Source organism: Citrobacter telavivensis, assembly GCF_041807075.1.
GTDB classification, from domain to species: domain Bacteria; phylum Pseudomonadota; class Gammaproteobacteria; order Enterobacterales; family Enterobacteriaceae; genus Citrobacter_A; species Citrobacter_A telavivensis.
In genome coordinates this window covers 1,778,445-1,792,510 of record NZ_JBGUBF010000001.1, presented here as the reverse complement: position 1 = coordinate 1,792,510, position 14,066 = coordinate 1,778,445, and the positions used below count along the sequence as shown (strand labels likewise).

General features: G+C 54.5%; 14 protein-coding genes. 5 read left to right on the top strand and 9 right to left on the bottom strand.

What is annotated here, in order from left to right:
• Positions 1-186: 186 nt before the first annotated feature.
• The 4 genes from ACERJC_RS08505 to manX form a co-directional block, all read right to left on the bottom strand.
• Positions 187-645 carry a DUF986 family protein gene (locus ACERJC_RS08505; RefSeq protein WP_152404168.1) on the bottom strand — a complete coding sequence of 153 codons (459 nt, stop codon included), beginning with the start codon at positions 643-645 and terminating at the stop codon, positions 187-189.
• A 63-nt stretch (positions 646-708) separates the two neighbouring features.
• A complete protein-coding gene (locus tag ACERJC_RS08500; protein WP_042318485.1) occupies positions 709-1,560 on the bottom strand; it encodes a PTS mannose transporter subunit IID in 852 nt (283 codons plus the stop codon).
• Between the two features lie 12 nt (positions 1,561-1,572).
• Positions 1,573-2,373, bottom strand: coding sequence for a PTS mannose/fructose/sorbose transporter subunit IIC (locus ACERJC_RS08495; RefSeq protein ID WP_042318487.1), 801 nt, complete (start codon positions 2,371-2,373; stop codon positions 1,573-1,575).
• Between the two features lie 59 nt (positions 2,374-2,432).
• On the bottom strand, positions 2,433-3,401 hold the full coding sequence (manX, locus tag ACERJC_RS08490) for a PTS mannose transporter subunit IIAB (RefSeq protein WP_373671456.1): 969 nt from the start codon (positions 3,399-3,401) through the stop codon (positions 2,433-2,435).
• A 149-nt stretch (positions 3,402-3,550) separates the two neighbouring features.
• On the opposite strand from manX, the gene ACERJC_RS08485 reads away from it, so the two are divergent.
• The gene (locus ACERJC_RS08485; protein WP_373671692.1) at positions 3,551-3,856 is read left to right on the top strand and encodes a protein YoaL; all 306 of its coding nucleotides are present in this window, start codon (positions 3,551-3,553) and stop codon (positions 3,854-3,856) included.
• The gene (gene yoaE / locus ACERJC_RS08480; protein WP_152404170.1) at positions 3,844-5,403 is read left to right on the top strand and encodes a CNNM family cation transport protein YoaE; all 1,560 of its coding nucleotides are present in this window, start codon (positions 3,844-3,846) and stop codon (positions 5,401-5,403) included. Before ACERJC_RS08485 ends, yoaE begins: the two co-directional genes overlap by 13 nt.
• 6 nt (positions 5,404-5,409) lie before the next feature.
• On the opposite strand, the gene pdeD is transcribed toward yoaE, so the two are convergent.
• The 4 genes from pdeD to pabB all read right to left on the bottom strand — a co-directional run bounded on the left by pdeD (position 5,410) and on the right by pabB (position 10,651).
• Positions 5,410-7,008, bottom strand: coding sequence for a cyclic di-3',5'-guanosine monophosphate phosphodiesterase PdeD (gene pdeD / locus ACERJC_RS08475; protein ID WP_286633461.1), 1,599 nt, complete (start codon positions 7,006-7,008; stop codon positions 5,410-5,412).
• Between the two features lie 149 nt (positions 7,009-7,157).
• Positions 7,158-8,522, bottom strand: a complete 1,365-nt coding sequence (sdaA, locus tag ACERJC_RS08470; RefSeq protein WP_152404173.1) for an L-serine ammonia-lyase — start codon at positions 8,520-8,522, stop codon at positions 7,158-7,160.
• A 185-nt stretch (positions 8,523-8,707) separates the two neighbouring features.
• Complete coding sequence (locus ACERJC_RS08465; protein WP_152404175.1) at positions 8,708-9,286, bottom strand: CoA pyrophosphatase; 579 nt, start codon at positions 9,284-9,286, stop codon at positions 8,708-8,710.
• 3 nt (positions 9,287-9,289) lie between these two features.
• Positions 9,290-10,651, bottom strand: a complete 1,362-nt coding sequence (pabB, locus tag ACERJC_RS08460; RefSeq protein ID WP_373671455.1) for an aminodeoxychorismate synthase component 1 — start codon at positions 10,649-10,651, stop codon at positions 9,290-9,292.
• Between the two features lie 73 nt (positions 10,652-10,724).
• Here pabB and ACERJC_RS08455 point away from each other — a divergent pair, with 73 nt between their 5' ends.
• On the top strand, positions 10,725-10,907 hold the full coding sequence (locus ACERJC_RS08455; RefSeq protein WP_286633459.1) for a YoaH family protein: 183 nt from the start codon (positions 10,725-10,727) through the stop codon (positions 10,905-10,907).
• A 7-nt stretch (positions 10,908-10,914) separates the two neighbouring features.
• On the opposite strand, the gene ACERJC_RS08450 is transcribed toward ACERJC_RS08455, so the two are convergent.
• Positions 10,915-11,259 carry a RidA family protein gene (locus ACERJC_RS08450; RefSeq protein WP_042318496.1) on the bottom strand — a complete coding sequence of 115 codons (345 nt, stop codon included), beginning with the start codon at positions 11,257-11,259 and terminating at the stop codon, positions 10,915-10,917.
• Between the two features lie 128 nt (positions 11,260-11,387).
• Here ACERJC_RS08450 and yoaA point away from each other — a divergent pair, with 128 nt between their 5' ends.
• Together yoaA and tsaB are read left to right on the top strand one after the other, a co-directional pair.
• Positions 11,388-13,298 (top strand): DNA repair helicase YoaA, encoded by a 1,911-nt coding sequence (gene yoaA, locus ACERJC_RS08445; RefSeq protein ID WP_371894966.1) that lies wholly within the window; start codon positions 11,388-11,390, stop codon positions 13,296-13,298.
• Between the two features lie 57 nt (positions 13,299-13,355).
• A complete protein-coding gene (tsaB, locus tag ACERJC_RS08440; RefSeq protein WP_286633458.1) occupies positions 13,356-14,051 on the top strand; it encodes a tRNA (adenosine(37)-N6)-threonylcarbamoyltransferase complex dimerization subunit type 1 TsaB in 696 nt (231 codons plus the stop codon).
• Positions 14,052-14,066: the final 15 nt, after the last annotated feature.

Here is a 14,066-nt window from a genome sequence, read left to right as displayed (position 1 = left end):
TTTTGAGAATATAAAACAACTGCGGAGAAATATTATTTGACTTCTAATTGTAAACGATTTTCATTTAGATTTATTGATAGATAGAACGTTAAAATAAATAACATCTTTACGCCTGGGTTATAGCCTTAGCTATGTTTTTAATTACAATTAAATTGCGAAAAACAAAGCACAGGCTATGTTTCTAACTCACTGAGAGGAAACGAGAAGTTTATATATCTTTTCCAGATCGTCGATATTTCGTACGCGAATAAGCAAACGCCTTTGTTCTAATTGCATCACCAGAACACCATCTTCCGATAAATTCATCTCTTTAATGCGGTTATATTCTATCCATACGTTGGCGAAGAAAAATCCACCCTGTTTGAAGAGGATCTTCGGTACCCGGATCCAGAAAATATAAAGCCCCATCAACGCCAGTGCACATAATAACCATGTGGTCATGATAGCCCCATGGCTGGTGACATTGTTGTAGATAAGAATCGCGATGAGGCCGATGAAGATGACGCTGTCCACGCGGCTTCGGCGTAGCAGGGGGATGGCAAGCAGAGTCTGGCCATTGCGGCGTGGCATGATGAACTGATCGTAAATGGCGTAAGCCAGCAACGCGGCAATAAAGAAAACCAGCACCAGGTCCGTAATAGTCATTAATCCTTGTTCCTCCAGATAAAAAAAACGGGGCCGTTAAGGCCCCGGTAGTGTACTACAGTCTTACAGACCCAACAGGCCGACCGCATATCCCGCGATACCGATGACGAAGAAGCCAACGATAATCCACAGCGGGTTGACTTTCTTACGCAGCAGCCACATACAGGCGAAGGTAAGCAGTAACGGAACCAGACCCGGCATCAGCTGGTCGAGAATGGTCTGGACGGTGGTAACACGCGTCTGACCATCCTGACCGGTGATGGTTGAGACCACTAGCGGGATGTTCACGTGCGTCCATTTGTTCACCAACGCCCCCATGACAAACAGGCCGAGGATTGACGCCCCCTCAGTCAGTTTTTGCAGGAAGCCGCCGCCCATATCCTTAACAATATCGACACCTTTGCGGTAACCGTAGGCGACGCCGTAGTAACGGGTCAGCAGACGGACTGCGTTGAACAGAATGAAGAACAGCAGTGGACCCAGCAGGCTGCCGCTCATCGCGATACCCGCACCTAACGCAGCAAACACCGGACGCACAGTACCCCAGAAAATCGGGTCGCCCACGCCTGCCAGCGGCCCCATCAGACCCACTTTGATACCGTTGATGGCACCATCATCAATCTCTGCGCCGTTAGCACGCTGTTCTTCCATCGCCAGCGTTACGCCGAGAACTGGCGCCGCAACGTACGGGTGGGTGTTAAAGAATTCCAGGTGACGCTTGATGGCTTGCTTACGCGCATCGTTGTTCTCGGGATACAGGCGACGAATAGCCGGTACCATGGAGAAGCAGAAACCCAGCGCCTGCATACGTTCGAAGTTCCATGAACCCTGAAACAGGTTAGAACGAATGAACACGCCACGAATGTCACTCTGTGTGAGTTTTTTCTCAGTGGTAGTTTTAGTCATATCAACCATTTCGCTCACCTGCTAGTCCAGTTCGTTATCGAGGGAGTTGTCACCCGCAGCCTGCGCTGGTGCACCCGCCACGCGGTTATATTTCGGGCTCAGTTGGATGTAGAGGATGGCCATTACCGCACCAATCACACCCAGAGCAACCAGGTTGAAGTTAGTAAATGCGGCAGTCACGAAGCCGAGGTAGAAGAACGGCATCAGGTAGCCTGCACGCATCATGTTGATAACCATCGCGTAACCGACCACAACGATCATGCCACCGGCGATGTTCAGACCGCCTGTCACCACTTCCGGAATCGCATTCAACATGCCCTGAACTTCGCTGGTCCCTACGGAAATCGCAACGATAACCGCCGGGATAGCGATACGCATCGCCTGCAGGAACAGGGAAGAGACATGCAGCCAGGAGAGCGCCGTCAGGTTACCGTTTTCCGCCGCTTTATCCGCGGCGTGCTGGAATGCCACGGTGATAGTACGAACGATAATAGTCAGAACCTGGCCTGCTGCGGCCAGCGGAATAGCCAGCGCGATACCGGCACCGATGCTTTGGTGACCCGCGATAACCAGAACGGTAGAGATAATGGACGCCAGTGCGGCATCAGGTGCAACGGCAGCCCCGATGTTCATCCAGCCCAGGGCGATCATTTCCAGGGTACCACCGATGATAATACCGGTTTTCATATCTCCGAGAACGGCACCAATCAGCGTACAGGCCACCAGTGGGCGGTGGAACTGAAATTCATCGAGTACCGACTCCATACCCGCGATACATGCGACGATGAACACCAGCACAATCTGAAGAGTGGTAATCTCCATTGTACTTCTCCTATTGCTATAACAGCCTTAAGTGTGAAAGCTCATTCAATGCCAGGGGGTTACTTGCCCACTTTGGCAATCAAATCCATCATTTTCAGTTTCTGATCGGTCGACACTTTACGCGCCTCAAGCTCAATACCGCGGGCATTGAGTTTGTTAAAGGCTTCGATGTCTTTTTCATCGACAGAGATGGCGTTGTTGACCTGCGTTTTACCCTGACGGAAAGCCATACCGCCAATATTAACGGAGGTGATTTTCACGCCGCCTTCGACAATGCGCTCAACATCGGTCGGGTTGGTGAACAGCAGCATCACACGTTCGCCAGCATATTTCGGGTTGTTATAAACGCGAATCATCTTGGCAACATCTACCACGTGAGCAGTCACACCTGGAGGCGCCACCTGCGTCAACAGCGTTTTACGCACGGTGTCTGCAGCCACTTCATCGCTGACAACGATAATACGGGTAACGTTGGTTTCTTTGGTCCAGCGGGTAGCCACCTGACCGTGGATTAAACGGTCATCAATACGGGCAAGACCGATTTGCATATAATCGTTCGGTCCCATCGGTTTTACCGGGGCCGCGGCTTTGGGGGCTGCTGCGACAGGGGCAGGGGCGGCTTTTTCCACCGGTTTCGCTTTCAGCGCTTTCACGCCTTCGCGACCGGTTTCAACAGCCAACGCCACCAACTCGTCGAAGCTCGGGTTGTCGTCACGCGCCATCAGCGTTTCGACCAGCATAGGGATGTTCACCCCGGCAATGACTTCATACTGCTCTTTGTCGACGACAATGCGGCTGGCAGCGTTGAATGGACTGCCTCCCCATGTATCGACGAGAAACAGCGCGCCGTTACTGGTATCGAGTTTTGCCAACTGAGCGTTGTACTTTTCAATCAGCGTTTCAGCATTTTCGCCGGGCACGAAATCGATCCAGCCGACGTTTTCCTGCTCGCCTAACAGCATTTCTGCTGTCTTGAGTAACTGCTCTGCAGCCCAACCATGTGTGCCTATAACAATAGCAATGGTCACTTGCTACCTCCTTTATTATCGTTAACACATCAACGTGAGAGATGTATTTGAATCGCCGTCCGCAACAGAATCGATTCAGATAAGGGTTACAATGAAAAACATATGATGTCCGCGAATTATTTTAGATATCGAAAAAAATATTTTATGTGATGAAGATCCGTAATTTAGCTTTCGCCAATGAGAAATTTCGTAGAGTAAAATATCTCTGTTACAACTCTTTGCAAAGGAAGGTAAATCTTTGCCAAAAACACGTTGCCTCTGTTATGTTTACGTTCTGTTTAACTTACCAGGAGTATAGGGCACTAGCCCGCTGTATGGATCGTCACCGACGTCATTTCACCTTCAGGCCGCATCGCGCCTGCCAGTCTGGCATTTCTTGCCACACGTTTTGTCTGCACCGTGTTTTATCGCCTGTTAACCATTCCTTAAGCAGGAGCTTGTCATGGAATTCTTAATGGACCCCTCGATTTGGGCGGGTTTGCTCACGCTTGTCGTCCTGGAAATTGTCCTGGGTATCGATAACCTGGTCTTCATTGCGATTCTTGCGGATAAGCTGCCGCCAAAGCAGCGTGACAAAGCGCGCCTGATTGGTTTATCCCTGGCGCTCGTGATGCGTCTGGCCTTGCTATCCATTATTTCGTGGATGGTCACGCTGACCCAACCGCTATTCTCCGTCATGGATTTCACCTTCTCCGGTCGCGATCTGATTATGCTGCTGGGGGGGATCTTCCTGTTGTTCAAAGCCACGACGGAACTTCATGAACGGCTGGAAAACCGTGAACATGACTCCGGGCATGGCAAAGGGTATGCCAGCTTCTGGGTCGTTGTGACGCAGATCGTTATTCTGGATGCCGTGTTCTCGCTGGATGCCGTCATTACCGCCGTCGGCATGGTGAACCATCTGCCCGTGATGATGGCAGCGGTGGTGATTGCGATGGCGGTGATGCTGTTGGCATCCAAGCCGCTGACGCGTTTCGTCAACCAACATCCGACGGTGGTAGTGCTCTGCCTGAGCTTCCTGCTGATGATTGGTCTGAGCCTGGTCGCTGAAGGTTTTGGTTTCCATATTCCGAAGGGCTATCTGTACGCCGCGATTGGCTTCTCAATCATTATAGAAGTGTTTAACCAGATTGCGCGTCGCAACTTTATTCGTCATCAGTCAACATTGCCGCTGCGTGCGCGTACGGCTGACGCGATCCTGCGTCTGATGGGCGGAAAGCGTCAGGCTGCGGTATCGCATGAATCCGAAAGCCAGGCTGCCGTTCCGATCCCGGAAGGGGCATTTGCGGAAGAAGAACGCTATATGATTAACGGCGTTCTGACGCTGGCACAGCGCTCGCTGCGCGGCATCATGACGCCGCGAGGTGAAATTAGCTGGGTGGATGCCAGTCTGAGTGTTGATGAGATCCGCGAACAGTTGCTCTCTTCTCCGCACAGCCTGTTCCCGGTGTGTCGTGGTGAACTGGATGAGATAATCGGTATCGTACGGGCGAAAGAGCTGCTGGTGGCACTGGAAGAGGGTGTCGACGTAGCGGCTATCGCATCTGCTTCACCGGCTATTGTGGTGCCGGAAACGCTGGATCCTATCAACCTGCTGGGCGTTCTGCGTCGTGCACGCGGTAGCTTTGTTATCGTCACCAACGAGTTTGGCGTGGTACAGGGGCTGGTTACGCCGCTGGATGTCCTCGAAGCCATTGCCGGTGAGTTCCCGGATGCTGATGAAACACCAGAAATTACCGTTGACGGCGATGGCTGGTTAGTCAAAGGCGGTACCGATCTGCATGCTCTGCAACAGGCGCTGGCAGTGGATAATCTGGTCGATGAAGATGAAGACATCGCGACGGTTGCGGGACTGGTGATTGCCGTTAATGGTCACATTCCCCGTACGGGTGATGTGGTTGAGGTTCCTCCGCTGAGCATTACCATTATCGACGCCAATGATTACCGCGTGGATCTGGTGCGAATTGTTAAAGAGCAACCTGCGCATGAAGAAGAGGAGTAATCTTCTCTAACGTAGAGGTACAGCGGGCGTCATGCGTCCGTTATGCCTGGGTGGCGGCGGGTGACTGCCCGCCAGCCACTGCGGAAAGTCGCGCAGCGGCATTGGCTTTGCAAATAAAAATCCCTGCAGCAAATCCACACCGTGACGGCGCAAATGCTGCGCCTGCTCCTGTGTTTCAACCCCTTCCGCGACCAGTTCGATATGCAGACGCTGCCCGAGGGCGATAATGATATCGGTAACCGTCGAGTTAACGGCATCAGTGCCAATGGCGTTGGTAAAGGACTTATCAATTTTCAGAATGTCAGGACGCAACTTTTCCAGCCATGACAGCGAACTGTTGCCGGTACCAAAGTCATCGAGCGCCAGCTTGATGTTTTGCTGTTGCAACTCGCGAACGATCCGATAATCAACGTCCCGCAGCGCATCCCGCTCGGTGAGTTCAATCACCAGTTGCTGAATGGGGTGCTGACTGAACCAGTACTGTTCGAGATCCTTCAGTAATTCACCCTGTTGGAAATGGCTGGCAGCGACATTAATGCCAATATGAAACTGACTGCTCATGGGAAAATAATGACGTTGTCGAATGGTTTCTGCTATCACATAGCGCGTTAGCGGTGCTATCTGGTGATGTTCTTCGGCAATAGGAATAAACACGTCAGGCGAAATCCACCCCTGACGAGGATTATTCCAGCGCAGCAGGATCTCCACCCCCACGCACTGTTTAGTCCGCGCGTTCAGTAACGGCTGGCAAAAAAGCTCAAATTCGCGTTGTGCCAGCGCGAGATTAATCTCCCAGGAAAAGCTCATCCGGTTGGCAGTGGCCAGCCACGCTAGATACCCCACCAGCAGACTGAGCATCAATGCCAGAGGCAGTTGCGCGGGCAGGGCTTTGAGCGCCAGTGCTTCTGCGGCAGGCCCGGTCACGCTAATGGTAAAAGGATAATGTTGCGAGGCGAGTTGATAACGCTGTTCATCTTTGAGCGTGGGCAGAGTCTCCACCACGCCGTTCCCGTAAATCAAATGCCGGTTGCCGACCGTCAGGCTGGCTCCGGTAATCAGCGGTTTACGCGGTTCCAGTAGCAAGGTGGTAAGCAGGTCGATATTGACAATTTCCAGTACACCGTCCTTACCGTCGGGAGAAGCCGGGTACCACTGGATGAGAATCGGGCTGCCTTTAATGAGCAGCGGGTCGGTGGACAGCAGCAGCTGCGCATTTGCGGTGGGTAGTTCAGGTTGGAGTTGGTGAACCGGGATATTGCGATAGCCAAAGACGCTGGAGCAGTAGAGTATACCGCGCTGGACCAGGGCGATTGCGCGTACCGTTTGCAGTCTGGCGGCCTGTTTGCGCAGTGGAAGATGCGTAACGGAACAGGGAAGACCAATCAGCGGCAACAGAATATCGCGGCCATTTTGCAACGGACGCAGCACTTCATCGAGCGTGGCGACCGCCCGGGAGGCAAAGGTCGCCGTGTGGTGGTGATTTAAATTCCGCTGTGAAATAAATCGGACGCTCAGGGTCAGGATGAGCGTAACAAGCGCACAAAGAGTGCAGAGAATAAAACGATTGCGACGATATTTATTTATGATCCGTTGTGCTGTCTGCATGCGGCCACCTGATAACCGTCAGCCACAAAAGCCAACCGTAACAGAGCAAGTGTAGTGGGGAAATGGCGAACAGACGAGAAAGGGGGCAAATTTCGCCCATCCGTTGCAGATGGGCGAGCGTGAAGTATTAGTGGCGCAGGGTGACTGGTTTAGTCACACTGAACTTTGATCGCCAGACCACCGCGCGAGGTTTCGCGGTATTTGGCATTCATGTCCTTACCGGTTTCGTACATCGTTTCGATGACTTTATCCAGTGAGACGCGCGGCGCGCTGGTACGACGCATCGCCATCCGCGCGGCGTTGATCGCTTTAACAGAGGCAATCGCATTACGTTCAATGCACGGCACCTGTACCTGACCCGCAACCGGATCGCAGGTCAGTCCCAGGTTATGTTCCATGCCAATTTCAGCGGCGACGCACACCTGCTCCGGGCTTGCCCCCAGCAGTTCTGCCAGACCGGCCGCTGCCATTGAACAGGCCACACCGACTTCGCCCTGGCAGCCGACTTCTGCACCCGAAATCGAGGCATTCATTTTATACAACGCGCCAATAGCGCCCGCCGCCAGGAAGTAGCGGGTATAGATATCCGGGCTGACGGATTCAATAAAGTGATCGTAGTAGGCCAGCACGGCTGGCACGATACCGCATGCACCGTTGGTCGGCGCGGTGACCACACGACCGCCCGCCGCGTTCTCTTCGTTGACGGCGAGGGCGAACATGTTCACCCAGTCGATCACATTCATCGGGTCGTTAGAGAGCTTATCGCTGGAAACCAGCATCCGACGCAGCGCAGAGGCACGACGCGGGACGCGCAGCGGGCCCGGTAAAACGCCTTCGGTATTCATGCCGCGATCGATACAGGCCTGCATGGTCTGCCAGACGTGACCGAAGTACTCTTCGATCTCTTTCTTGTCGTGTAATGCCAGCTCGTTCTGCATCGCCAGTCCGGAAAGAGAGAGGCCGGTGCTGTTACAGTACTCCAGCAGCTCGGTTGCGGATTTGAACGGATAAGGGACACTCACCTCATTCGCTGCATCCTGACCGAAATGCTCTTCATCGACGATAAAACCGCCGCCGATGGAATAGTAGGTTTTGCTGTAAACGACGGCATCGCCGTTATACGCATGGATCTGCATGCCGTTTTCGTGCAGCGACAGGTTGCTGTTATGAAAACGCATGCCGTCGTTTTGTGGGAAATCTACTTCGTGCTGACCGTGTGCCAGCAGCAGGCGACCGCGCGTCTCAACGTCGTGGATGAAACCAGGGATACTATCAATATCCACGGTGGCGGGCTCATTACCTGCCAGACCCATAATAATGGCGATATCGGTGTGGTGACCTTTACCCGTGAGCGACAGTGAACCATACACGTCAACGGCGACACGAGTAACGCTATCCAGTAATCCTTTTTCGACCAGGTCATCGACGAACTGTTTACCCGCCTTCATAGGCCCTACAGTATGGGAAGATGAGGGACCAATCCCCACCTTAAACATGTCGAATAGACTAATCACGATAATACTCCTGACAGGGTGACTGGAAACTTCCAGAAACGATGTAATAACTGCGCATAGTGTAAGAGGGAACGCGGGGATCGGCTTAACTATTCACATGAATTAAACTAATGGGTAACCGCGTTTTTACTAATGTTGTGACGGGAGCTTCAGGTTGTGTCGTCAGCGCGTAAAGATAAGTATAGTCAGGGCTTCACGCCAATTTGTAGTGCCAGTTCACGAATAATTCCGGCGGTCATGCCCCAGACGAAATAATGCTCATACCATGAAAGCCACACGCGATGTGAATCACCGCGACGCCAGACATCCAGCGGATGATAGCGGCCTAAATGCAGCGCCTGCGCCAGCGGCATTTCAAAGACCGCAGAAACCTCATCTTCGCTGGCACGGTAAGGCAGATTGGGCGGGATAATGCCAACCACCGGCGTGACCTGGAACCCGGTCACGCTGTCAACAGGCGGCAGTACGCCGATCACGTCAACGGCTTCTGGCGGGATCGCCACTTCTTCTTCTGCTTCACGCAGCGCGGCGGCGATGAGCGAGGCATCGGTGCTGTCAACCGCGCCGCCGGGGAAGGCCACCTGACCGGCATGTTTGCGTAAATGCACTGAACGCTGGGTCAACAGCAGTCCCGGCTGTGGCCGGCGAACCACGGGAATGAGCACGGCGGCCTGTCGCAGGTTCAGCGACTCGCGATTAATCTGCGGGCGCAAAAGTTGGAAGCGCGATAAAAAATCATCCAACGTCAGGCTCTTGTTATCCACGTTTTAGTTCTCCAGTTGTTGCAGGATACGATTAACTTTATCAAAGGTTTCCTGATATTCCGCCTGTTCCTCGCTATCAGCCACGATGCCGCCACCGGCGGAACAGTACAGTTGACCGGCCACGGCGGTCAGGGTGCGGATGGTAATGCTGGTATCCATATTGCCGCAGACGCTCAGATAACCGATGCTGCCGCACCAGGCGTTGCGCCGATGGGGCTCCAGTTCATCAATAATTTCCATTGCGCGCACCTTTGGCGCCCCGGTAATCGAACCGCCCGGAAACGCGGCGCGGAGCAGGTCGCTGGCATGCCGTGTGGGCGGTAACCGCGCGGTCACGGTACTGACCAGATGATGCACCGCCGGGAAGGGTTCGACGACGAACAACTCCGGTACTTTCACTGAACCGGGCACTGCCACGCGGCCAATGTCGTTACGCATCAGATCGACAATCATTAAGTTTTCCGCCCGATCCTTCGGTGAGTTCGCCAGTTTCTGCGCCTGCTCCCGGTCTGCCTCTTCCTGTGGGAGTCGCGGCAGGGTGCCTTTAATCGGGCGAGTCTGAATGTTGCCGTCGGCCAGAAGAATAAACCGTTCTGGCGACAGGCTCAGAATAGCGCCTTCATCCAGGCGTAAAAATGCGCTGAACGGGGCGCGGTTCTCCTGGTTCAATCGCTCAAAGGCCAGCCACTCATCACCTTGATAAGACGCCTGAAAACGCTGTGCCAAATTGACCTGATAGCAGTCGCCGCTGTGCAGATACGCCTGTACCTGGCGGAATTTCTCGCCATACTGTTCACGCGTCATATTCGAGCGCCAGTCTGCGGTTAACCTGAACGGCGCACGTACAGGGGATTGCTGGCTTTCGAGCCAGGCGAGTTTTTTCTGGACGTCCGAATGACTGAGCAGGGTCACGGTCTGGCGCTGGTGGTCGACAATGAGTGCCCAGTCGTAGAGGCCGATCGCCATGTCTGCCAGCGTGATATCCTGCCGGGCATGGCTGGGCAGGATTTCGAAGCGGCGTCCCAGATCGTAGCCGAATAACCCCAGCGCGCCGCCCTGGAACGGTAAATCGGCGTTGACCGGCGGCTGGAGGTTCAGCGCAGTCAGCGCGCTTTGCAATACCGCCAGCGGGTCGTCGTGAGTAAGACGACAGCCTTGCGCATCGCAAACCTGTGTGGTCTCGCCGTGCGTCTTCACGGTGCAAACCGGATCGGCCACCACGATGTCAAAGCGGCTATGCGGGTGATCCGCGTGACCGGAATGCAGCAGCATCGCCCACGGCAGATGGCTTATTGGCGCGAAATAATGTTCGGCGGCGTCCTGGCGCCAGGGGAGCGTGATAATAGCGGGAGATAACGTCTTCATTGATCCTGACTGTACTGGCTATGTTCCGGGTTGCATGAAATAATTAGCGCTGACAATTTAGCAGGAGTTAACGATGTTTGCAGGTTTACCTTCACTCAGTCATGAGCAGCAACAGAAAGCGGTTGAGCGTATTCAGGAGCTCATGTCGCAGGGAATGAGCAGCGGCGAGGCGATTATGTTAGTGGCAGAAGAACTGCGCGCCACTCATACCGGTGAGCGGATTGTGGCGCGTTTTGAAGATGAAGAAGATGAGTAACCCCGGCTTACACCGCGGCGATTATCTTAATCTCAACCTTGTATTTTGGGTTCATTAACCCAGCCTGAACCGTGCAGCGTACCGGCGCATGACCGGCCACAACCCAGGCGTCCCAGGCTTTGTTCATCGCCGCAAAGTCGTTTTTATCGGCGAGGAAAATGGTGGCATCCAGAATGCGTGATTTGCTGCTGCCTTGCTGTTCCAGCGCGGCGTCAATCTGCGCCAGCGTGTTAGCGGTCTGCTCAAAGGCGTCGGCATCGAGGTTTGCCGGTACGCCAGTGTAGTAGAGCGTATTGTTATGGATAACCACGTCAGACCAACGATCTTCGGCATCGATACGGATGATAGTCATAAAGCCTTCCTCTTAACGTTCTGCATAAAATGGCAAGACTGCCATATTGTCAGGGCCTCGTCATCTCTTCAACTGGCGTAAGCCGCTGCGGCCTGACATAATCCCTGTTCAAATCAACAGGGGGTAGTGTGACGGACGATTTTGCACCAGACGGTCAACTGGCTAAAGCGATACCGGGATTTAAACCGCGCGAACCGCAGCGGCAGATGGCGGTGGCCGTCGCTCAGGCCATTCAAAAATCACAGCCTCTGGTGGTCGAAGCCGGAACGGGGACGGGGAAAACCTACGCCTATCTGGCACCGGCGCTGCGCGCAAAAAAGAAAGTGATTATCTCGACCGGTTCGAAGGCGCTGCAGGATCAGCTTTACAGTCGCGATCTGCCGACGGTGGCTAACGCGCTGAAGTACACCGGAAGACTGGCCCTGTTGAAAGGACGTTCAAACTATTTATGCCTGGAGCGCCTCGAACAACAGGCGCTGGCGGGCGGCGATCTCCCCGTTCAGACCTTAAGCGATGTGATCCTGCTGCGGTCGTGGTCGAATCAGACCGTAGATGGCGACATCAGCACCTGCGTCAGCGTAGCCGAGGATTCTCAGGCCTGGCCGCTGGTCACCAGTACCAACGACAACTGTCTCGGCAGCGACTGCCCGCTGTATAAAGATTGCTTTGTGGTGAAAGCGCGTAAAAAGGCGATGGACGCGGACGTGGTGGTGGTGAACCACCATCTGTTTCTGGCCGATATGGTGGTCAAAGAGAGCGGTTTCGGTGAACTGATCCCGGAAGCGGAGGTGATGATTTTCGATGAAGCCCATCAGCTACCGGATATCGCCAGCCAGTATTTTGGTCAGTCGCTCTCCAGCCGTCAGCTCATGGATCTGGCGAAGGACATCACTATTGCCTATCGTACCGAGCTGAAAGATACCCAGCAGTTACAGAAATGCGCCGACCGTCTGGCGCAAAGCGCGCAGGATTTTCGTTTGCAACTGGGCGAACCGGGATATCGCGGCAACCTGCGTGAACTGCTGGCCGACCCGCGGGTGCAGCGGGCTTTTTTACTGCTCGATGACACGCTGGAGTTGTGTTATGACGTGGCGAAATTGTCCCTCGGACGTTCGGCATTGCTCGATGCCGCGTTTGAGCGCGCCACGTTGTATCGCGCACGTCTTAAGCGGCTGAAAGAGATCAACCAACCCGGCTACAGCTACTGGTATGAATGTACCTCGCGCAATTTCACCCTCGCGCTGACCCCGCTGACGGTGGCGGATAAGTTCAAAGAGGTGATGGCACAGAAGCCGGGGAGCTGGATTTTCACCTCCGCAACGCTGTCGGTGAATGACGACCTCCATCACTTTACGGCGCGTCTGGGAATCGACGAGGCGGAATCGATGCTGCTGCCGAGCCCGTTTGATTACACCCGCCAGGCGCTGCTCTGCGTGCCGCGCTATCTGCCGCAAACCAATCAGCCGGGCGCGGCGCGACAGCTGGCGGCAATGTTAAGACCGATCATCGAGGCGAACAACGGGCGCTGCTTTATGCTCTGTACCTCGCACGCGATGATGCGCGATCTGGCTGAACAGTTCCGCGCCACCATGACGCTTCCGGTTCTGCTGCAGGGGGAAACCAGCAAAGGCCAACTGCTGCAACAGTTCGTCAGTGCGGGAAACGCCCTGCTGGTGGCGACCAGTAGCTTCTGGGAAGGGGTGGACGTGCGCGGCGATACGCTGTCGCTGGTGATCATCGACAAACTGCCGTTTACGTCGCCGGACGATCCGCTGCTGAAGGCGAGGATGGAAGATTGTCGCTTACGCGGTGGCGACCCGTTTGATGAAGTGCAACTGCCCGACGCGGTGATTACGCTAAAGCAGGGGGTTGGGCGTTTGATCCGTGATGCTGACGATCGCGGCGTGTTGGTGATTTGTGATAACCGGCTGGTGATGCGACCTTACGGCGCCACGTTCCTTGCCAGTCTGCCACCGGCACCGCGCACCCGGGATATCGCCCGTGCCGTGCGATTCCTCGCGATACCATCCTCCGAGTAATCTGTTACGGAGTATGGTAAGATGCGGGTCATTTTATTGATCTAAGCACGAAGACTCATGCGAATTCTGGCTATTGATACCGCCACAGAAGCCTGCTCTGTGGCTCTGTGGAACGACGGTACTCACTCTGCTCATTTTGAGCTTTGCCCACGAGAACATACTCAACGCATCCTGCCAATGGTGCAGGATATCCTTGCCGCTAACGGCACCTCTCTGACGGAACTTAATGCGCTGGCCTACGGGCGTGGACCGGGTAGTTTCACCGGTGTGCGCATTGGGATTGGCATTGCCCAGGGGCTGGCGTTAGGTGCAGACCTGCCGATGATTGGCGTCTCCACGCTGATGACGATGGCGCAGGGCGCGTGGCGTAAAACCGGTGCTACCCGTGTCCTGGCGGCCATTGACGCGCGAATGGGTGAGGTCTACTGGGCCGAGTATCAGCGCGATGAACATGGCGTCTGGCACGGTGAAGAGACGGAGGCCGTGTTGAAACCGGAGCAGGTGTCCGAACGTTTACAACAGCTTTCCGGTGACTGGGTGACCGTCGGGACGGGTTGGCCTGCCTGGCCTGAACTCGGTAAAGAGAGCAAACCGACGCTGCGTGACGGTGACGTCCTGCTGCCAGCGGCGGAAGATATGCTGCCGATCGCCTGTCAGATGTTCGCCGACGGAAAAACCGTGGCGGTCGAGCACGCTGAACCGGTTTATTTACGTAACAACGTAGCCTGGAAGAAACTTCCCGGAAAAGAATGAATCTCAGTAGTATGA